We start from the raw sequence: 18,671 nt of genomic DNA on the forward strand, positions 1-18,671 counted from the left end.
GGGATCGGGCACGTGCTGTACAGCTGATGGACACCCGGCGACAGTCGACCGGAAACGGGCGAGAAACGGCAGACCAGGCATCCTCGCGGCGAAGCCGCCCCCCAGCCGTGGACACAAGTCGCCACGGAGGGTGCGAGCCCAGCCACGGGGCGTGCCCGCGGCTGCGGTACGACCGGTCCGCAGCGCGGAAGCGACACGGCCACCGCGAGGGGCCGAGGAGAGAGTGACGATGACCGAGGTACGGGGATCGGCCGGCGCGAACGGCACGCACGCCCGGCGCGCACCCGGCACCCCCTGCTGGGTGAGTCTGATGGTGCACGGATTGACCACGACCGAGGAGTTCTACGGAGCGCTGTTCGGCTGGGAGTTCGAGCCCGGCCCCCAGCAACTCGGCCCCAGTGTCCGGGCCCTGCTCGACGGACGGGAGGTCGCGGACATCGGCCAACTGCCGCCGGACCTAGAGCTGCCGATCGCCTGGACCCCTTACTTCGCCTCGGACGACGTGGACCATACGGCCGAGACGGTACGGCTGTGCGGCGGCACCGTGGGTGTCGGCCCGCTGGACGCGGCCGAGGCCGGGCGGATGGCCATCGGCTCGGACCCGTCGGGCGCGGTGTTCGGCATCTGGCAGGCGTCGGCCCACCTCGGCACGGCGGTCAGCGGAGTCCACGGCACCCCCGTCTGGGACGAGTTGCTCACCTATGACACCGGCGGCGTCGCCAAGTTCTACGAGACCGTGTTCGGCTACGAGGAGGAGCCGGTGGTGTCCGCCGACTTCGACTACGTCACCCTGCACGTCGGAGGCCGCCCGGTGGCCGGCATCCACGGCGTCGGCCTCTCCCTGCCCCGCGACCGGGGGCCGCACTGGCTCACCTACTTCGAGGTGGCCGACGCGGACTCGACGGTGCGCGAGGTCACCGCGCTGGGCGGGCTGGTCCTGAAGCCGGCCCGGGACAGCGCACACGGCCGGGTCGCCACGGTGTCCGACCCGGAGGGCGCGGTCTTCTCGGTGATCCAGAGCCCGCGCTGACGCGCCGGTCGGTGCCGCGTCGCCCTAGGTGGTGACCGGGAGCACGTCCGGGGACAGGGCCGCCGCGCGGGCCGACGCCGCGGTCATCCGGCGCCGGTGATGGCGCCGGCAGAGCACCTCGTAACCGACCTCCCCGGCCGACCCGTTGACGTCGCCCACGACCACCTGCGCACCCTCGACGACCATCTCCCCGCCGACCGTACGGGCGTTGTGGGTGGCGCGGGCACCGCACCAGCACAGGGCCTCGACCTGGAGGACCTCGACGCGATCGGCCAGCTCCACCAGCCGCTGGGAGCCGGGGAACAGCTTGGACCGGAAGTCCGTGGTGATGCCGAACGCGTAGACGTCCAGCCCCAGATCGTCCACCACGCGCGCGAGCTGGTCGATCTGCTCCGGTGCCAGGAACTGCGCCTCGTCGGCGATGACGTAGTCGGCACGGCCGCCCTGGGAGAGATGGTCGACGAGGTAGGCGTACAGGTCCTGCTCGTCCTCGACCTCCACGGCGTCCGTGACCAGGCCCAGGCGGGAGGACAGCTTGCCGTGGCCCGCGCGGTCGTCGCGGCTGAAGATCATGCCGACGAGACCGCGCGCCGAGCGGTTGTGCTCGATCTGCAGAGCAAGCGTCGACTTCCCGCAGTCCATCGTTCCGGAGAAGAACACCAGCTCGGGCATGGAGGATCGAGCACCTTTCGGCGAGATGTGGGTCAGTGGGGGTCAGGAGCGTACTTCGAGCAGCGGCACCAGCTGCTCGGCGGGGGTCATGGAACCGTGGTTGCCGACCATCGCCGACTCCTTGGGCTCCCGCTCGGAGGCGATGATCAGGACGTCGTCGTGCGCGGCCGCGACCACGTCACCGATCCGCTCGTACACCCGGTCGTCGAACCGGTCCGGCGGGCCGAACCAGCCCGCTGTGATCGCCTCCTCCCGCGAGGCCACCCAGAACTGCTCGCCGAGGACCTCGCGCCAGCAGGTCAGCACGTCGTTCTCCGCGCCCGGCACCGCGTACACGTGCCGGGCCCGGCCCTCCCCGCCGAGCAGGGCGACCCCGGCCCGCAGCTCCCAGTCCTCGTCGAAGTCGATGCGGTGCTGCTCGTCGAACGGGATGTCGACCATGCCGTGGTCGGCGGTGACATAGAGCGCGCTGCGCGACGGCAACTGCTCGGCGAGCCGCTGCACCAGCCGGTCGACGTGCATCAGCTGGCCGCGCCAGGTGTCGGAGTCGACGCCGTAGCGGTGCCCGGCGCCGTCCAGTTCGGCGTAGTACGTGTACACGAGGGCACGGTCGGCGGCGGCGAGCTGCTCCGCGGCGAGGTCCATCCGCTCCTCGCCGGTCAGCCGCCCGTGAAACGTTCCGCCGCTGAGCGCGACCTTGGTGAGCGGGGTGCGCTCGAAGGTCGGCGAGGACACCTGGGCGGAGTGCACACCGGCGGCCTGGGCGAGCTGGAAGACGGTGGGGTACGGCTGCCAGGCGGCCGGGTCGGTCCAGGGCTGCCAGCGGAGCTGGTTCATCAGCTCCCTGGTCTCCGGGTTGCGGACCGTGTAGCCGGGCAGGCCGTGCGCGCCGGGCGGCAGGCCGGTGCCCACGGAGGCGAGGGAGGTCGCGGTGGTCGCCGGGTAGCCGGCGGTGATCGGCCGTCCCGTCCCGCCGCGCGAGCTGCCGAGCAGCGAGGTCAGGAAGGGCGCCTCGTCCGGGTGGGCCCTGATCTGCTCCCAGCCCAGCCCGTCGATCAGGAAGACGCAGTTGCGGTCGGCGGGCGTCAGCTCGGTGATCGACGCGGTCATTCCGGGGACGGACATGCCCGCGGCCAGGGTGGGCAGGAGGTCGGCGAGGGAACCGCTGCCGTACTCGGGCAGCGGCGCGGAGCCGAGGGTGAGGGGTTCCGGATGGTCCCAGGCGGCGTACGCCATCAGCGGGTGACGTCCGCGGTCGCCTCGGAGATGGCCTGTGCGAAGGCGAGTGCCTGACGCACCGTCTCCGGGCCGTCCCCGGCCTCGCTCACGCGCAGGCTGAGGTCGTCCGCCGTGGAGCTGCCCGTGTAGCCGTGGTCGGCCTCGCAGTTGGGGTCGCCGCAGGCGGCGGGCTCCAGGTCGATCCGGGCGACGGCCCCCCAGCCGATGGTCAGCACGATCTCGCGCGGCAGGGTGCCCGGCGTGTACTGCTCCGGGTTGGCCACCACCCGGCTGACCACGACCGACGAGATCCGGCCGAGCTTGACCGACTCCGTCGAGGTGGTGGCGTACGGCGTCGGGGAGGTGCTGTCGGCGGCCTGCTCGTCGGTGTGGCTGACGATGAAGCGGTTGCCGGTGAGGACGAGCACGGTGACGTGCCGCCGCACCTCGTTCTGGTCGAACGTCGTCTCCTGGTGGACCAGGTACGACCGGATCGGCTCACCGCCCACGGCAGCCTCCACCGCCTCGGCCACGAGGGCCGGGTAGTAGCCGCTGCGCTCGATCGCGACGCGCAGCCCCTGGGTCGTCGTACTGGTCTTGGCCATGGCGTCCATCCTAATCCGTGGGCAAGGGGGCCCGGGCCAGTCGCGCGGACCTCCTCGAACGCCGCCGCCGGGTGCGGGCGTTCGCGGCCCTCAGTAGGCGGGGAGCGTGCGGGGGCCGAGATCGTCGCGGGCCGGCGGGGGTGCGAGGCGGACCGTGGCACCCAGGACGCTCACCCCGTGCCGGGCGACCACGACGGGCTCCAGGGTGACCGCCACCACCTCCGGGTGGTCGTCGACCAGCCGGGACACCCGGAGCAGCAGCTCCTCCAGGGCGGGCGTGTCGGCGGGGGCCGAGCCGCGCCAGCCGAACAGCAGGGGTGCGGTCCGGATCGACCGCACCAGTGAGGCCGCGTCCCGGTCGGTGACCGGAACCAGCCGGTGCGCCATGTCGTCGAGCAGCTCCGAGGCGGCCCCGGCGAGCCCGAACGACAGCACGGCTCCGGCCGCCGGGTCGATCACGGCCCGTACGACGGTGTCCACGCCCCGGGGCGCCATCCGCTGCACCACCGGGCGCAGCTCCTCCGGCGGCCCGAACAGCTGTGCCAACTCCGCGTAGGCCCTGCGCAGTTGTTCCTCGTCGGCGAGCTCGAGGCGGACACCGCCCAGGTCGGCGCGGTGGCGCAGATGAGGAGCGGTAGCCTTGAGGGCGACGGGGTAGCCGAGGTCCCGGGCGGCCCGGACGCCGGCGTCGGGGTCGGCCGCGGGCAGCGCTCGGTGCACGTCGATGCCGTACTTGCCGAGCAGCGCGCAGGTCTCCTCGACACCGAGGGTGAGCCCCTGCCCATGCTCCAGCAGCGCGCCGATCAGCTCGGCGGCCCCCTTCTCGTCGATGTCGTCGTACTCGGGCACTCGTCCGGGCTCGGCGGCCTCCCGCCGCCACCGCGCGTACTTCACCGCCTCGGCGAGGGCCCGCACGGCCCTCTCGGCGGCGGGGTAGGCGGGGATGAGCCGGGAGTACGAATGGCTCACGACGGCGGACACACGTTCCGCGGGACGAAGGTCACCACCGCCGCCGACGACGGGCGTCGTCGCGCCGCCGGGGCCGGGGGGCGTGGCGCCGGGGGTGGCGGGTGCCGTGGTGCCGGGGCCGGGGGGCGTGGTGGTGGCGGTGGTGGGTGCCGGTGTGGCGGTGGTGGGGGGTGCGGGTGTCTGGGGGGCGGTGCGGCCCGCTGCCGAGAGTGCCTCCGCGAGGCCACCGAGCTCCACGTGCACCACCAGCACGGGTTTCCCGGGCACCGCCTCGGCCGCCGACCTGAGCGCCTCCGCCAGCTCCGCGTCCTCGACCGCGCCCTCCCCGATCGCCGGTATCGCCGTCACCACCACCGCGTCGCAGGACTCGTCCGCCAGCGCCCGGGCCAGCGCCCGGTGGAAGTCGGCCGCGGTCGCCCCGGTCGTGAGGTCCAGCGGCCGGTCCGGGCGCAGCCCCTCTGCCAGGCAGCGGTCGTACGTGAGCAACCCCAGCGACTCGGAGTTCCCGAGGATCGCCACCCGCGGCCCGGCGGGCAACGGCTGCCGGGCGAGCAGCAGCCCCGCGTCGACCAGCTCGGTGATCGTGTCGACGCGGATCACCCCGGCCTGCCGCAGCAGCGCGGACACCGTGGCGTGCGGCAGCCGCGTCGCCCGTACCGCGTGCCCCTGCGGCGCCGAGCCCGCGCCCTGCACCACGACCAGTGGTTTGGCCGCGGCCGTGCGCCGCGAGAGCCGGGTGAACTTGCGGGGGTTGCCGATGGACTCCAGGTACATGAGGACGACGTCGGTCTCGGGGTCGTCGTACCAGTACTGGAGGACGTCGTTGCCGGAGACGTCCGCGCGGTTGCCCGACGACACGAACGTGGAGATGCCGGTGACGCCGGTGACTCCCCCGCCCCGCCGGTGCAGCCGGGACAGCAGGGCGATGCCGATGGCGCCGGACTGGGCGAACAGGCCGATGCGGCCGGGGCGGGGCATCTCGGGGGCGAGGGAGGCGTTCAGCCGGACGTCGTCCGCGGTGTTGACGACGCCGAAGGCGTTGGGCCCGATGATCCGCATCCCGTACGTGCGCGCGTGCCGGACCAGTTCACGCTGGCGTTCGCGGCCGTCGGGCCCGCTCTCCGCGTAGCCGGCGGTCAGGACGACGAGGCCCTGGACCCCGTGTTCCCCGCACTCGGTGACGACGTCCAGGACCTGGTCGGCCGGTACGGCGACGACCGCGAGGTCCACCGGTGCGTCGATCTCCCGCACGGAACGGTGCGCCTGTACCCCGTCGACCTCCTTCAGGTCCTCCGGGAAGGCGCGGTTCACGGCGTGCAGGCTGCCGGTGAACCCGGCGCCCCGGAGGTTGCCGAGGACGCCGCGGCCGACCCCGCCGGGCGCCCGGCCCACCCCGATCACGGCCACGGAGCCGGGCGCCAGCAGCCGTCGTACCGAACGGGCCTCGGCGCGCTGCTCCCGGGCCCGCTGGACGGCGACCGAGCGGTCCGTGGGCTCCAGGCCGAACTCCAGGCGGACCACGCCGTCCTCGAAGCTGCGCCTCTGGGTGTAGCCGGCGTCCGTGAACACCTTGATCATCTTGCTGTTGGCGGGCAGCACCTCGGCCGCGAACCGGCGGATCCCGCGCTCCCGCGCGACGGCCGCGATGTGCTCCAGGAGGGCGGAGGCGACCCCACGGCCCTGGTGGGCGTCCTGGACGAGGAAGGCGACCTCGGCCTCGTCGGCGGGGGCCGAGGCGGGCGTCCCGTCGGCGCCAATGCGGTCATAGCGTACGGTGGCGATGAACTCGCCGCCGATGGTGGCCGCGAGTCCCACCCTGTCCACAAAGTCGTGGTGCGTGAAGCGGTGGACGTCCTTGGCGGAGAGCCTGGGGTAGGGCGCGAAGAAGCGGTAGTACTTCGACTCGTCCGACACCTGCTCGTAGAAGCTGACCAGACGGTCGGCGTCATCGACGGTGATGGGCCGGATGCGCGCGGTACCCCCGTCGCGCAGCACCACGTCCGCCTCCCAGTGGGCGGGGTACTCGTGCCGGTCCTGCCGGTCCGCCGGGGTCTGCATGGGCCCCAGAGTACGGCTCGCGTCCGACAACGGCGCGAGGCAGTCTGTGGAGGACGGAAGTCGGGCCGAGGCCGCGGTCCGACGACACACCCGGACGGGATCCGTGTCCCCTCCGGGCATGCTTCACGATATGGGAAACTGGTCTAGACAACCCTGAAAACCGAAGGGCAGCATCACATGGCTGAGCGCCGCGTCAACGTCGGCTGGGCCGAGGGCCTTCACGCCCGCCCCGCTTCCATCTTCGTCCGAGCCGCCACGGCCACAGGCGTCCCGGTGACGATCGCCAAGGCCGACGGCAACCCCGTCAACGCGGCCTCCATGCTGGCTGTCCTGGGCCTGGGCGCCCGGGGCGGCGAGGAGATCGTCCTCGCCTCCGACGCCGAGGGCGCGGACGCCGCCCTCGACCGCCTGGCCAAGCTGGTCGCCGAGGGCCTCGAGGAACTCCCCGAGACCGTCTGAGCACCCGCGCACCACGGCCGAGGCCGCGTCGCCCCTCCGGGGCCGGCGCGGCCTCGCCCGTTCCACGAAGCCACCGCGCGCCCTACTTCTGCGGCAACCGCGCGCACGGCTCCACAACGAGCGCGCACCTCGATATGACGAGCGTGGCGCGGCTTTACGACAAGTGCGGACGCGGCTTTACGGCGAACGCGAGCGTGACTTTACGAAGGGCGCGCGAAAGCGGAACCTCCGTGAATTCACGGCAGGCCTGAATTGGGGCAGCGGAATAACGCCCCACCGAATAGCACCTCTTTGTATACGGCTCGCGTGTTAATGCCGCAGGCCCGACATGTTTACGGGGTGTTGCGAAGTCCTCACACCGTTCGCGCGTTCGGTGGCGCCGGGAAAACGGAGCCGGTGGGCGGCCGTCGAGCGCTCGGTGTGCAGGGCCGTGACCGCCCGCGCGCGCTCACCGTCGCCGCGCGCCACCGCGTCCACGATCACGCCGTGCTCCGCCCAGGAGTCCGCCGGGCTGACCGGTGCCTCCACGGTGTACATCCAGGCGATCTTGTGCCGCAGCTGGGTGAGCGTCGAGGTCAGTGCCTGGCTGCCGGAGGCCTGGGCGAGCGTCTCGTGGAACCAGCCGCCCAGTGAGCGCAGATCGTCGCTGTTGCCCCTCCTGGCCCGCTCCTGACCCAGCCTGACCAGCCCGCGCAACACCTTGAGGTGGGCCTCGGTGCGGCGCTGGGCGGCCCGGGCGGCGCCGAGCGGCTCCAGCAGGAGGCGCATCTCCAGCAGGTCGGCGGCCTCGTGCTCGGTCGGTTCGGCGACGCACGCGCCCGCGTGCCGGCGGGTCACGACGAAGCCCTCGGCCTCCAGGGTGCGCAGCGCCTCGCGGACGGGGACGCGCGAGACGCCGTAGCGGCGGGCCAGGAGTTCCTCGGTGAGCCGGCCGCCCCGCTCGTAGACACCCGCGACGATGTCGTCCCGGATCGCCGTGCATACCGAGTGCGCCGGAATACGCATGTCCGACCTCCGCCTTAATCCCCGTGAAACGCCGCCGAGTGACGCCGGTTCCGTGACTCTATTGCAATGGGCGGGAATTTCCGAAGGCGGGTCGGAATCCATGCGTATTTTTTGGACAGCGGACGGCGCGAAAACGGCGAAAGCCCCGGCGGGCTGCCGGGGCTTCGGAGGTGTCGCCGTAAGAGCGGACGTCAGACGTTCACGCCGTGCTTGCGGAGGTAGGCGACCGGGTCGACGTCGGAGCCGTACTCCGCGGTCGTGCGGGCCTCGAAGTGGAGGTGGGGGCCGGTCGTGTTGCCGGTGGAACCGGAGAGGCCGATCTGCTGGCCGGGGGTGACCCGCTGGCCCACCGAGACGCCTATGGACGACAGGTGGCCGTACTGGGTGTACATGCCGTCGGCCATCTTGATGACGATCTGGTTGCCGTACGCCCCGCCCCAGCCGGTGGAGACGACCGTGCCGGTGCCGACCGCGTGCACGACCGTGCCACTGGCGGCGTGGAAGTCGATGCCGGTGTGGGAGCCGGAGGACCACAGGGAGCCGCCGGTCTTGTAGCCGGTGGAGACGTACGAGCCGCTGATCGGCGCGACGAAGGCGTTGAGGCGCTTGCGTTCGGCCTCCCGCGCGGCGCGTGCCTTGGCCTCGCGCTCCTTCTTGGCCCGCGCCGCGGCCTCCTCGCGGGCGGCCTGCTCGGCGGCCTTGCGTTCGGCGGCGGCCTGCTGGGCGGCGGCCTGGGCGTCGATCTGGTCGGCGACCGAGTCGCTGACCGTGATGACCGGGGTGAGGCCGGTCTGCTCGACGGAGTTCTCGGCGGCGAGCGCCGGGGCGGCGGAGACGGTGCCGATGACACCGGTGGTGGTGAGGGCCGCGATGCCGGCGGCCTGCGCGGTGGTGCGCTTCACCCGGCCGGGACGACGGTGCTTCCCGGAGGCGCACATGAACGCCATGTAGAGGCTGGTCCTTTCCTTCCCTCTCGCCTACCGGGTTAGCTGACGGGTTCGGAGCAGGAAGGTCTCCTACGGGCCCCCTCGCGAGACACGCGGGCGCCCGATTCACCCCAGGGACTGCGTGGGTCCCCGGCTCCCCTGGCTCGCGCCGGACGGGGACTCGGCGATGACTGTCCGGTGCCGCGGATGCGGCGCGGTGCCTGACGGACAGCCCGAAGGAACCTACGGGGGCGTTCTTTCAAGACTCAAACGGATCGCGGTTTTTGTAGCGCATCCCACAGGGCAGACAGGCAACCTCCGCCCCAATTCGGACATTCGAGAGCCCTGGTGGCCGACGGCCACCAGGGCTCCGTACGCGCGCGTGGAGTTACTCCGCCGCGACGACGGTCACTTCCCCGATGCCGAGGGCTTCGACGGGCTCCTTGATCTGCGCCGCGTCGCCGACGAGGACGGTCACCAGACGGTCCACCGGGAAGGCGTTCACGACCGCCGCGGTGGCCTCCACCGTGCCGGTGGCGGCCAGTTGCCGGTAGAGCGTGGCCTGGAAGTCGTCGGGCAGGTGCTGCTCGACCTGGTCGGCCAGGGTGCCCGCGACGGCCGCCGCCGTCTCGTACTTGAGCGGCGCCACACCGACGAGGTTCTGCACGGCGACGTCGCGCTCGGCGTCCGTGAGGCCCTCGGCGGCGAGGGTCCGCAGGACCGTCCACAGGTCCAGCAGGGCCGGGCCGGTGTTCGGGGTGTCCACCGAGCCGCTGATGGCCAGCATGGCCGCGCCGGTGCCGTCCGGGGCGGAACGCAGGACCTGCCCGAAGGAGCGGACGCCGTAGGTGTAGCCCTTCTCCTCGCGCAGGACGCGGTCCAGGCGGGAGGTGAGGGTGCCGCCCAGGCAGTAGGTGCCGAGCACCTGGGCGGGCCAGACCCGGTCGTGCCGGTCGGGTCCGACGCGGCCGATGAGCAGCTGCGTCTGGACGGCGCCGGGGCGGTCCACGATGACGACCCGGCCGGTGTCGTCGGCGGTCACCGGCGGGACCGGACGGGGCTGGGCGGCGGAGCCGCTCCAGGCGCCGAGGGTGTCGCCGAGCAGCGCGTCCAGGTCGATGCCGGTCAGGTCGCCGACGACCACCGCGGTGGCGGTCGCGGGGCGCACATGACGGTCGTAGAACGCCCGTACGGCGGCCGCGTCGATCTTCTCGACGGTGTCCTCGGTGCCCTGGCGCGGACGGGACATCCGCGCGGTCGCCGGGAACAGCTCCTTGTAGAGCTGCTTGGCGGCCCGGCGGCTCGGGTTGGCCAGCTCGTGCGGGATCTCGTCGAGGCGGTTGCGGACCAGCCGCTCGACCTCGCTGTCGGCGAAGGCGGGCGCCCTGAGGGCGTCGGCGAGCAGGCCGAGGCCCTTGCCGAGGCGGGAGGCCGGGACCTCCAGGCTGATGCGGACGCCGGGGTGGTCGGCGTGCGCGTCGAGGGTCGCCCCGGCCCGCTCCAGCTCGGCGGCGTAGTCCTCGGCGGAGTGCCGGTCGGTGCCCTCGGAGAAGGCGCGCGCCATGATCGTGGCGACGCCGTCCAGGCCGGCCGGTTCGGCGTCCAGGGGGGCGTCCAAAAGCACCTCCACGGCGACGACCTGCTGGCCGGGGCGGTGGCAGCGGAGCACGGTCAGGCCGTTGTCCAGGGTGGTGCGCTCGGGGGCGGGGAAGGCCCAGGGCCTGGCCTCGCCCGGCTGTGGCTGCGGGTGGAAGTCCATGCTGGCGAGCTCGGTCACTTGGCCGCCTCCTCATCGTTGTCGCCGGCTTCGACCGTGGCTTCGGCCTCCGGGTCCTCGGGTACGTCGGCGTCCTGGGCCGTCTCCGGGGACTTGGGCTCGTACACGAGCACCGCGCGGTTGTCGGGGCGCAGCCGGGCCTTGGCGACCTCCCGGACCTCCTCGGGGGTGACCTGGAGGACACGCTGGACCGCGGTCAGGGCGAGCTGGGGGTCACCGAACAGGACGGCGAACCGGCACAGTTCGTCCGCGCGGCCGGCCACCGTGCCGAGCCGGTCCAGCCACTCGCGCTCCAACTGGGCCTGGGCGCGCTCCATCTCCTCCGGCGTGGGGCCCTCCTCGGCGAACCGGGCGAGTTCCTCGTCGATGGCGGTCTCGATGACCGGTACCTCGACGTCACCGGAGGTCTTCACGTCCAGCCAGCCCAGGGAGGGCGCGCCGGCGAGCCGCAGCAGGCCGAAGCCGGCCGCGACGGCCGTACGGTCGCGGCGCACCAGACGGTTGTAGAGGCGGGAGGACTCGCCGCCACCGAGGACGGTGAGGGCCAGGTCGGCCGCGTCGGACGCGCGCGTGCCGTCCTCCGGGAGCCGGTAGGCGGCCATCAGCGCCCGCGCGGGGACCTCCTCCTCGACGACCTCGCGCAGCTGTTCGCCCATGATCTCGGGCAGCGAGCCGTCGCGCGGGGTGGGCTTGCCGTCGTGGGCCGGGATGGAGCCGAAGTACTTCTCGATCCAGGCGAGCGTCTGCCGCGGGTCGATGTCACCGACGACCGACAGGACGGCGTTGTTGGGCGCGTAGTAGGTGCGGAAGAACGCGCGCGCGTCCTCCAGGGTGGCCGCGTCCAGGTCGGCCATCGAGCCGATGGGCGTGTGGTGGTAGGGGTGGCCCTCCGGGTAGGCGAGCGCGGTCAGCTTCTCGAACGCCGTGCCGTAGGGCACGTTGTCGTAGCGCTGGCGGCGCTCGTTCTTGACGACGTCGCGCTGGTTCTCCATCGACTCGTCGTCCAGGGCGGCGAGCAGCGAGCCCATGCGGTCGGCCTCCAGCCAGAGGGCGAGCTCCAGCTGGTGGGCGGGCATGGTCTCGAAGTAGTTGGTCCGCTCGAAGCTCGTGGTGCCGTTGAGCGAGCCGCCGGCGCCCTGCACCAGCTCGAAGTGGCCGTTGCCCGTCACCTGGGCCGAGCCCTGGAACATCAAGTGCTCGAAAAGGTGAGCCAGGCCGGTACGGCCCTTGACTTCGTGCCGGGAACCGACGTCGTACCAGAGGCAGACCGCCGCGACCGGGGTCAGGTGGTCCTCGGAGAGCACCACGCGCAGACCGTTGGCCAAGCGGTGCTCGGTCGCTGTCAGGCCTCCGGAGCCTGTCTCGGCCGTGGTCGTGTGACCCATGGGCATGTACGTCCCTTCGCTCGCGGAAGCGGTCTCGAACCGCGGTTTTTCTGCCGGTCCTGCCACTGTATGCAAGCGTGCGGGGACCCGGCGAAGTTCCCGCACGACGTACGCCCACAGCGGATCGCGTAGCCTGCGTCAGACCCGCTCTCGAACGCCACCGGGCGGCGGAGCGGGCCGCGGAGACCGGGTCCTGACCCGGGTTGTCAGTACGGCGGTCCACAATGGTCCGCGTCAGATCCCGTTCACGCATGAGCAAGGAGCCGGCAGCGATGGCCCGCCGCAGCACGAAGACCCCGCCGCCCGACGACTCGTTCGAGGAGAGGATCCTCGACATCGACGTCGTGGACGAGATGCGCGGCTCCTACCTCGAGTACGCGTACTCGGTCATCTACTCGCGCGCCCTGCCGGACGCCCGGGACGGGCTCAAGCCGGTGCACCGCCGGATCGTCTACCAGATGAACGAGATGGGGCTGCGCCCCGAGCGCGGCTACGTGAAGTGCGCGCGCGTGGTCGGCGAGGTGATGGGCAAGCTGCACCCGCACGGCGACTCGTCGATCTACGACGCGCTGGTGCGGATGGCCCAGCCGTTCTCGATGCGTGTCCCGCTGGTCGACGGCCACGGCAACTTCGGCTCCCTGGGCAACGACGACCCGCCGGCCGCCATGCGGTACACCGAGTGCCGGATGGCCGCGGCGACCAGCCTGATGACCGAGTCGATCGACGAGGACACGGTCGACTTCGCGCCCAACTACGACGGCCAGGAGCAGGAGCCGGTGGCGCTGCCCGCCGCGTTCCCGAACCTGCTGGTGAACGGATCCTCGGGCATCGCCGTCGGCATGGCCACCAACATGCCGCCGCACAACCTCGGCGAGGTGATCGCCGCCGCCCGGCACCTGATCCGCTACCCGAACGCGGACCTGGACACGCTGATGAAGCACGTCCCGGGCCCCGATCTGCCCACCGGCGGCCGGATCGTCGGCCTGGAGGGCGTCCGGGACGCGTACGAGACGGGCCGTGGCACCTTCAAGATCCGGGCCACGGTGGCGGTGGAGACGGTGACGGCCCGCCGCAAGGGCCTGGTCATCACCGAACTGCCCTTCGCGGTCGGTCCCGAGAAGGTCATCGGCAAGATCAAGGACCTGGTCAACGCCAAGAAGCTGCAGGGCATCGCCGACGTCAAGGACCTCACCGACCGCGAGCACGGGCTGCGCCTGGTCGTCGAGATCAAGAACGGCTTCGTGCCGGAGGCGGTCCTGGAGCAGCTCTACAAGCTGACGCCGATGGAGGAGTCCTTCGGCATCAACAACGTGGCCCTGGTGGACGGCCAGCCGCTCACGCTGGGCCTCAAGGAACTGCTCGAGGTCTACCTGGACCACCGCTTCGACGTGGTCCGCCGCCGCAGCGAGTTCCGCCGCACCAAGCGCCGCGACCGTCTGCACCTGGTCGAGGGCCTGCTCACCGCCCTGGTGGACATCGACGAGGTCATCCGGCTGATCCGCTCCAGCGAGAACAGCGCGCAGGCGAAGGAGCGCCTGATGGAGCGCTTCTCGCTGTCGGAGATCCAGACCCAGTACATCCTGGACACGCCGCTGCGGCGCCTCACCAAGTACGACCGTATCGAGCTGGAGGCGGAGAAGGAGAAGCTCACCGCGGAGATCGCCGAGCTGACCCGGATCCTGGACTCGGACGCGGAGCTGCGCAAGCTGGTCTCGGCCGAACTGGCCGCGGTGGCGAAGAAGTTCGGCACCGAGCGGCGCACGGTCCTGCTGGAGGCCTCGGGCGCCCCGGCGGCCGTGGTGCCGCTCCAGGTGGCCGACGACCCGTGCCGGGTGCTGCTGTCCTCGACGGGTCTGCTGGCGCGCACGATGAACGGCGAGCCCTTCCCGGCCGACGCCGACGGCAAGCGGGCCAAGCACGACGTGATCGTCTCGGCGGTCCCGGCGACCGCGCGCGGCGAGATCGGCGCGGTGACCTCGACGGGCCGTCTGCTCCGGATCAACGTGGTCGACCTGCCGCAGCTCCCGGAGACGGCGGCCGCGCCCACCCTCGCGGGCGGCGCTCCCCTGTCGGAGTTCCTCTCCCTGGAGGACGGCGAGAGCGTGGTCTGCCTGACCACGCTGGACGAGTCCTCGCCCGGTCTGGCCCTCGGCACCGCGCAGGGTGTCGTCAAGCGGGTGGTGCCCGACTACCCGTCCAACAAGGGCGAGTTGGAGGTCATCACCCTCAGGGAGGGCGACCGGATCGTCGGCGCGGTGGAACTGCGGACCGGCGAGGAGGACCTGGTCTTCATCACGGACGACGCGCAGCTCCTGCGCTACCAGGCCTCCCAGGTGCGCCCGCAGGGCCGTCCGGCGGGCGGCATGGCGGGCATCAAGCTCGCCGAGGGCGCGAAGGTCATCTCCTTCACCGCGGTGGACCCGGCGGCCGACGCGGTGGTCTTCACGGTGGCCGGCTCGCGTGGCACTCTCGACGACTCGGTGCAGACGACGGCCAAGCTGACCCCGTTCGACCAGTACCCGCGCAAGGGCCGGGCCACCGGCGGGGTGCGCTGCCAGCGTTTCCTGAAGGGCGAGGACTGCCTGTCCTTCGGCTGGGCGGGTCCGGTGCCGGCGAAGGCGGCCCAGAAGAACGGCACCCCGGCCGACCTCCCGGAGGCCGACCCCCGCCGCGACGGCTCCGGTGTCTCCCTGGCGAAGACGGTGTGGGTGGTGGCCGGCCCGGTCTAGGTCCGGTCCGGGTCCAGTCCAGGTCCGGTCTACGCCTCGTCCGGGCCTTCGGAGAGGCCCTGTACGTAGCGCAGGACGCCCCACATGCCGTGCTCGTCGGCGTGCGGGGCGTCGTTCGTGCACGCCTCCAGCTCCTTGCGGAGCGCGGCCGCGTCGATGCCGGCACCGATCAGCACGAGCTGCGTGAGCCGTGCCCCGCCGGGCTCCCGGGCCTCCGGATAGAACCGCAGGAAGCGCCCGACGGCGTGCACGGCGTACCGGTTCCCTGGGTCGTACGGCCCGAAGTCGACGTACCCCTTGATCCGGTAAAGCCCCTCGGGCCGGCTGTCGAGGAAGGCCATGAGCCGGCGGGGGTCCAGCGGCAGCCCGGAGACGAAGGACAGACTCTCGTAGGAGCTGTGCAGGTGCCCCACGTGCCCGCTGCCGTCTCCGTCCCCGTGCCGGTGCCGGTTCCCGTCGCCGTGCTCGTTCTCGTGCTCGTGCTCGTGCAGATCGTCGAAGGACAGCTGGCCGATGCGGTCTTCGACGGGCCGGCAGTCGAACAGGAACTCCGGGTCGATCCGGCCATAGGTGGCCGGTACGACGGCGGCGGCCGCGTCGGTGAGCGACCGCACGAGCCCCAGGACGCGCTCGCCGTTCTGCTCGGCCCGGTCGAGCTTGTTCACGACGACGAGGTCCGCGAGGGCGAGGTGCCGGTCGATCTCGGGGTGCTTGGCGCGCGTGTCGTCGAACTCGGCGGCGTCCACGACCTCGACGAGGCCGCCGTAGACGATCCCGGGGTGCTCGCTGGCGAGCAGCATCCGGACGAGTTCCTGGGGTTCGGCGAGTCCGCTGGCCTCGATGACGACGACGTCGATCCCGGTGGCCGGGTTGGCGAGCCGCTCCAGGTACAGGTCCAGTTCACTGGCGTCGACGGCGCAGCACAGGCAGCCGTTGCCGAGCGAGACGGTCGAGTCCCCGAGGGCACCGGCCACCGCCATCGCGTCGATCTCGATGGCCCCGAAGTCGTTGACGATCGCTCCGATCCGGCTGCCTCCGCTGCGGTGCAGCAGGTGGTTCAGGAGCGTGGTCTTCCCGGAGCCCAGGAATCCGGCGAGGACCACGACCGGGATCTGCGGGGAAGGGTGGTGCTGCTCCAAGGGGCGGCCTCTCTGACGCGGTGACGGTGGCGGGCCGGTCCAGGATAGGAAACGGCCGGGGCCGGGATCCGCGCCCCCGCCACAGCCGCCGCCGGCGGTCGACGGCGTGCCCTACACGGTGACCTCGACGGTCACCTCCGGCTCGGGCCCCACGTACCGCGCCACCGGCCGGATGATCTTCGAGTCGGCCGCCTGCTCCAGGATGTTCGCGCTCCAGCCGATCACCCGCCCGGCCGCGAACGTCGGCGTGAACATCTCCCGGGGCAGGCCGCACAGTTCCATGACGACGCCCGCGTAGAACTCGACGTTGGTGTGGAGTTCACGGCCAGGCTTCAGCTCGGCGAGGATGCGTTCCACCTGGCGCTCGACCTCGACGGCGAACTCGACCCGGGGGCCGCCGAAGCCCTGGGCGATCTCGCGCAGCATGCGGGAACGCGGGTCCTCCGTGCGGTAGACCGCGTGCCCGAAGCCCATCACGCGGTCACCGGCGCGTACCCGGTCGCGGATCCACGGGTCGATCCGGTCCGGCGTCCCGATCGCGTCCAGGGTGTCCAGTGCCCGGCTGGGCGCGCCCCCGTGCAGCGGCCCGGACAGCGCACCGACCGCTCCCACGAGGCAGGCCGCGACATCCGCGCCGGTCGACGCGATGACACGTGCGGTGAAGGTTGACGCATTGAATCCGTGGTCAATGGTTGAGATCAAGTACTGCTCGACCGCACGGGCCCTTCGGGGATCCGGTTCCGAGCCCGTCAACATGTACAAGTAGTTGGCCGCGTACGGGAGGTCCGCGCGCGGTTCCACCGGCTCGAGCCCCCGCCCCAGCCGGTACAGCGCCGTGAGCAGCGTGGGTACGGCGGCGCACGCGGCGACCGTGTCGGCCCGCCGCCGGTCCGCGTCTATGTCGTACACCGGCCGCAGTCCTCTGGCCGCGCCGAGCAGGGAGAGCGCGGTGCGCATCCCGGCGAGCGGACCGGAGACAGCACTCGCCGCCGCCACCGCGGGCAGGGCGGTACGGACCTCCTCGGGCAGCCGCCGCAGTGCGGCGGTCTCCGCGGCGAAGGCCGCGGCGCGTCCGGGGTCCGGCAGGTCGCCGTGGACCAGCAGGTGCCAGACGTCCTCGAAGCTCCGGGTGCGGGCGAGTTCCACGGCCGAGTACTGCCGGTAGTGGTAGTAGCCCTCGCTCCCCCGCACATCTCCCACTTCGGTGTCCGTGACGACGACACCGGCGAGTCCGCGCGGCACCTCGACAAGGGTCGACGCGGTCCTGTTGACGGTCATGACGTGCCTCCGCTGTCCAGCCTGAACTTGATTCGACTGTCTATGCTTGACTCAACTCCTGTCAACATTGATTGAATCAATATGTGTCAGGACGGCTACGGTGGCGGCATGCGCGATCAACACCCCGCTCCCGACAGCTCCGCGCGGCGGCTGAGCACCAAGGAGACCGCCGAACTGCTCGGCGTGAAACCCGAGACCGTGTACGCCTATGTGAGCCGCGGTCAGCTCAGCAGCAGGCGCGAGCCCGGTGGCCGGGCCAGCACCTTCGACGCCGCGGAGGTGGCGGCGCTGGCCCGGCGCAACCGGCGGGAGACGGCGGCCGGTTCCGCACCCGGAGGCGGCGACCTCTCGGTACGCACCCGGATCACGCTGATCGACGGTGACCGGTACTTCTACCGGGGCGTCGACGCCACCGAACTGGCCGCCCGCCACTCCTACGAGGAGGTGGCCGAGTGGCTGTGGACGGGCCGGATGGAACGGGGCACGACCTTCACCGCACCGAAGGCCACGGTCGCCGTCGCCCGCCGGGCCGTCGACGCGCTGCCCGAGCACACCACCCCCACCGACCGGCTGCGGGTCGCCACGATCGCCGCGGCCGCCGAGGATCCACTGCGCTTCGACCTGTCCGAGGAAGCCGTCCTCGGCACCGCGCGGGTCCTGATCCCCACCCTCGTCGCCGCGCTGCCGCCGCAGCAACGGCGCGGGCCCGACGACGGCCCGCTGGCCCACCGGCTGTGGCGCCGGCTGACCGGTGTCGAACCCACCGAGGCCGCCCTGCGCGTCCTGGACACCGCCCTCGCGCTGCTCGTCGACCACGACCTGGCCGCCTCCACCCTCGCGGTCCGGGTGGCCGCCTCCGCGCGCGCCCACACGTACGCGGCCGTGTCGGCCGGCCTCGGCGCACTCGAAGGCCCCTTGCACGGCGCCTCCAGCGGACTCGCGCACCGGCTGCTGCTCGACGTCCTGGACCAGGGCACCGCCGTGCCGGTGATCGCGGACGAACTGCGGGCCGGCCGCCGTATCCCGGGCCTCGGTCACCGGCTCTACCAGGGGGAGGATCCACGCGCGCGCGTGCTCTTCGACCTCCTGGAGGGGATCCCGCGCGCGGAGCCCGCCCTCCTCGCCGCGCGGGACATCGTGGCCACGACCGCCCGGCACGCTCCGCTGCACGCCAACGTCGACCTGGCGCTGGCCGTGTTCACGGCCTCCTGCGGGATGCCCGCCACCGCGGGCGAGACGATCTTCGCCGTCGCCCGGACGGCGGGCTGGATCGCCCACACCCTGGAGGAGTACGGCGAACGCCCGCTCCGCATGCGCCCCAGCGGCCACTACGTCGGCCCCAGACCGCCGCAGCCGCTGCCGGAGTAACCCCTTCGGCGGCCGAACGGGCGGGGCCCGGAAGTCGGTCCGGGCAAAGTCAG

The 18,671-nt window shown here is 72.3% G+C and carries 14 protein-coding genes and 1 riboswitch; of the genes, 4 read left to right on the top strand and 10 right to left on the bottom strand.

What is annotated here, in order from left to right; translation table 11 throughout:
* Positions 1 to 229: 229 nt before the first annotated feature.
* Positions 230 to 1,030, top strand: a complete 801-nt coding sequence (locus MB828_RS20900; RefSeq protein WP_301649521.1) for a VOC family protein — start codon at positions 230 to 232, stop codon at positions 1,028 to 1,030.
* Positions 1,031 to 1,054: 24 nt separating this feature from the next.
* Here the strand turns inward: MB828_RS20900 and MB828_RS20905 are convergent, their stop codons facing one another.
* From MB828_RS20905 to MB828_RS20920, 4 genes are all read right to left on the bottom strand, one after another.
* On the bottom strand, positions 1,055 to 1,702 hold the full coding sequence (locus tag MB828_RS20905) for a thymidine kinase (protein ID WP_133028090.1): 648 nt from the start codon (positions 1,700 to 1,702) through the stop codon (positions 1,055 to 1,057).
* 42 nt (positions 1,703 to 1,744) lie between these two features.
* A complete protein-coding gene (locus MB828_RS20910) occupies positions 1,745 to 2,938 on the bottom strand; it encodes an alkaline phosphatase family protein (RefSeq protein ID WP_430381407.1) in 1,194 nt (397 codons plus the stop codon).
* Complete coding sequence (locus MB828_RS20915) at positions 2,938 to 3,534, bottom strand: DUF5998 family protein (protein ID WP_046728691.1); 597 nt, start codon at positions 3,532 to 3,534, stop codon at positions 2,938 to 2,940. Before MB828_RS20915 ends, MB828_RS20910 begins: the two co-directional genes overlap by 1 nt.
* 81 nt (positions 3,535 to 3,615) lie before the next feature.
* Positions 3,616 to 6,552, bottom strand: coding sequence for a bifunctional GNAT family N-acetyltransferase/acetate--CoA ligase family protein (locus MB828_RS20920; protein ID WP_301649522.1), 2,937 nt, complete (start codon positions 6,550 to 6,552; stop codon positions 3,616 to 3,618).
* Positions 6,553 to 6,729: 177 nt separating this feature from the next.
* Here MB828_RS20920 and MB828_RS20925 point away from each other — a divergent pair, with 177 nt between their 5' ends.
* A complete protein-coding gene (locus tag MB828_RS20925) occupies positions 6,730 to 7,011 on the top strand; it encodes an HPr family phosphocarrier protein (protein ID WP_046728689.1) in 282 nt (93 codons plus the stop codon).
* A gap of 309 nt (positions 7,012 to 7,320) precedes the next feature.
* On the opposite strand, the gene MB828_RS20930 is transcribed toward MB828_RS20925, so the two are convergent.
* The 4 genes from MB828_RS20930 to MB828_RS20945 all read right to left on the bottom strand — a co-directional run bounded on the left by MB828_RS20930 (position 7,321) and on the right by MB828_RS20945 (position 12,110).
* Positions 7,321 to 8,016 (bottom strand): GntR family transcriptional regulator, encoded by a 696-nt coding sequence (locus MB828_RS20930; protein ID WP_301649523.1) that lies wholly within the window; start codon positions 8,014 to 8,016, stop codon positions 7,321 to 7,323.
* A gap of 191 nt (positions 8,017 to 8,207) precedes the next feature.
* Positions 8,208 to 8,963 (bottom strand): M23 family metallopeptidase, encoded by a 756-nt coding sequence (locus MB828_RS20935; RefSeq protein ID WP_133028094.1) that lies wholly within the window; start codon positions 8,961 to 8,963, stop codon positions 8,208 to 8,210.
* A gap of 12 nt (positions 8,964 to 8,975) precedes the next feature.
* Positions 8,976 to 9,139: riboswitch (cyclic di-AMP (ydaO/yuaA leader) on the bottom strand.
* 191 nt (positions 9,140 to 9,330) lie between these two features.
* Positions 9,331 to 10,719, bottom strand: coding sequence for a M16 family metallopeptidase (locus MB828_RS20940; RefSeq protein WP_133028095.1), 1,389 nt, complete (start codon positions 10,717 to 10,719; stop codon positions 9,331 to 9,333).
* Positions 10,716 to 12,110 (bottom strand): M16 family metallopeptidase, encoded by a 1,395-nt coding sequence (locus tag MB828_RS20945; RefSeq protein WP_301649524.1) that lies wholly within the window; start codon positions 12,108 to 12,110, stop codon positions 10,716 to 10,718. The genes MB828_RS20940 and MB828_RS20945 overlap by 4 nt, the downstream gene beginning before the upstream one ends.
* 266 nt (positions 12,111 to 12,376) lie before the next feature.
* On the opposite strand from MB828_RS20945, the gene MB828_RS20950 reads away from it, so the two are divergent.
* Positions 12,377 to 14,833: a DNA gyrase/topoisomerase IV subunit A gene (locus MB828_RS20950; RefSeq protein ID WP_301649574.1), complete on the top strand. Its 2,457-nt coding sequence runs from the start codon at positions 12,377 to 12,379 to the stop codon at positions 14,831 to 14,833.
* A gap of 29 nt (positions 14,834 to 14,862) precedes the next feature.
* On the opposite strand, the gene MB828_RS20955 is transcribed toward MB828_RS20950, so the two are convergent.
* Together MB828_RS20955 and MB828_RS20960 are read right to left on the bottom strand one after the other, a co-directional pair.
* The gene (locus tag MB828_RS20955) at positions 14,863 to 15,972 is read right to left on the bottom strand and encodes a CobW family GTP-binding protein (RefSeq protein ID WP_301649525.1); all 1,110 of its coding nucleotides are present in this window, start codon (positions 15,970 to 15,972) and stop codon (positions 14,863 to 14,865) included.
* A 111-nt stretch (positions 15,973 to 16,083) separates the two neighbouring features.
* On the bottom strand, positions 16,084 to 17,250 hold the full coding sequence (locus MB828_RS20960; protein ID WP_301649526.1) for a citrate synthase/methylcitrate synthase: 1,167 nt from the start codon (positions 17,248 to 17,250) through the stop codon (positions 16,084 to 16,086).
* Between the two features lie 108 nt (positions 17,251 to 17,358).
* Between MB828_RS20960 and MB828_RS20965 the strand changes: the two genes are divergently transcribed.
* Entirely contained in the window at positions 17,359 to 18,618 is a 1,260-nt protein-coding gene (locus MB828_RS20965; protein WP_301649527.1) for a citrate synthase family protein, read from the top strand.
* Positions 18,619 to 18,671 lie beyond the last annotated feature (53 nt).

The organism is Streptomyces arenae, from assembly GCF_022343545.1.
Taxonomy (GTDB): domain Bacteria; phylum Actinomycetota; class Actinomycetes; order Streptomycetales; family Streptomycetaceae; genus Streptomyces; species Streptomyces humi.

Excerpts from the sequence above, each read along its gene's own strand:
- MB828_RS20900 (WP_301649521.1), top strand. The coding sequence starts at position 230 with ATGACCGAGGTACGGGGATCGGCCGGCGCGAACGGCACGCACGCCCGG.
- MB828_RS20905 (WP_133028090.1), bottom strand. The coding sequence starts at position 1,702 with ATGCCCGAGCTGGTGTTCTTCTCCGGAACGATGGACTGCGGGAAGTCG.
- MB828_RS20910 (WP_430381407.1), bottom strand. The coding sequence starts at position 2,938 with ATGGCGTACGCCGCCTGGGACCATCCGGAACCCCTCACCCTCGGCTCC.
- MB828_RS20915 (WP_046728691.1), bottom strand. The coding sequence starts at position 3,534 with ATGGACGCCATGGCCAAGACCAGTACGACGACCCAGGGGCTGCGCGTC.
- MB828_RS20920 (WP_301649522.1), bottom strand. The coding sequence starts at position 6,552 with ATGCAGACCCCGGCGGACCGGCAGGACCGGCACGAGTACCCCGCCCAC.
- MB828_RS20925 (WP_046728689.1), top strand. The coding sequence starts at position 6,730 with ATGGCTGAGCGCCGCGTCAACGTCGGCTGGGCCGAGGGCCTTCACGCC.
- MB828_RS20930 (WP_301649523.1), bottom strand. The coding sequence starts at position 8,016 with ATGCGTATTCCGGCGCACTCGGTATGCACGGCGATCCGGGACGACATC.
- MB828_RS20935 (WP_133028094.1), bottom strand. The coding sequence starts at position 8,963 with ATGGCGTTCATGTGCGCCTCCGGGAAGCACCGTCGTCCCGGCCGGGTG.
- MB828_RS20945 (WP_301649524.1), bottom strand. The coding sequence starts at position 12,110 with ATGCCCATGGGTCACACGACCACGGCCGAGACAGGCTCCGGAGGCCTG.
- MB828_RS20950 (WP_301649574.1), top strand. The coding sequence starts at position 12,377 with ATGGCCCGCCGCAGCACGAAGACCCCGCCGCCCGACGACTCGTTCGAG.
- MB828_RS20960 (WP_301649526.1), bottom strand. The coding sequence starts at position 17,250 with ATGACCGTCAACAGGACCGCGTCGACCCTTGTCGAGGTGCCGCGCGGA.
- MB828_RS20965 (WP_301649527.1), top strand. The coding sequence starts at position 17,359 with ATGCGCGATCAACACCCCGCTCCCGACAGCTCCGCGCGGCGGCTGAGC.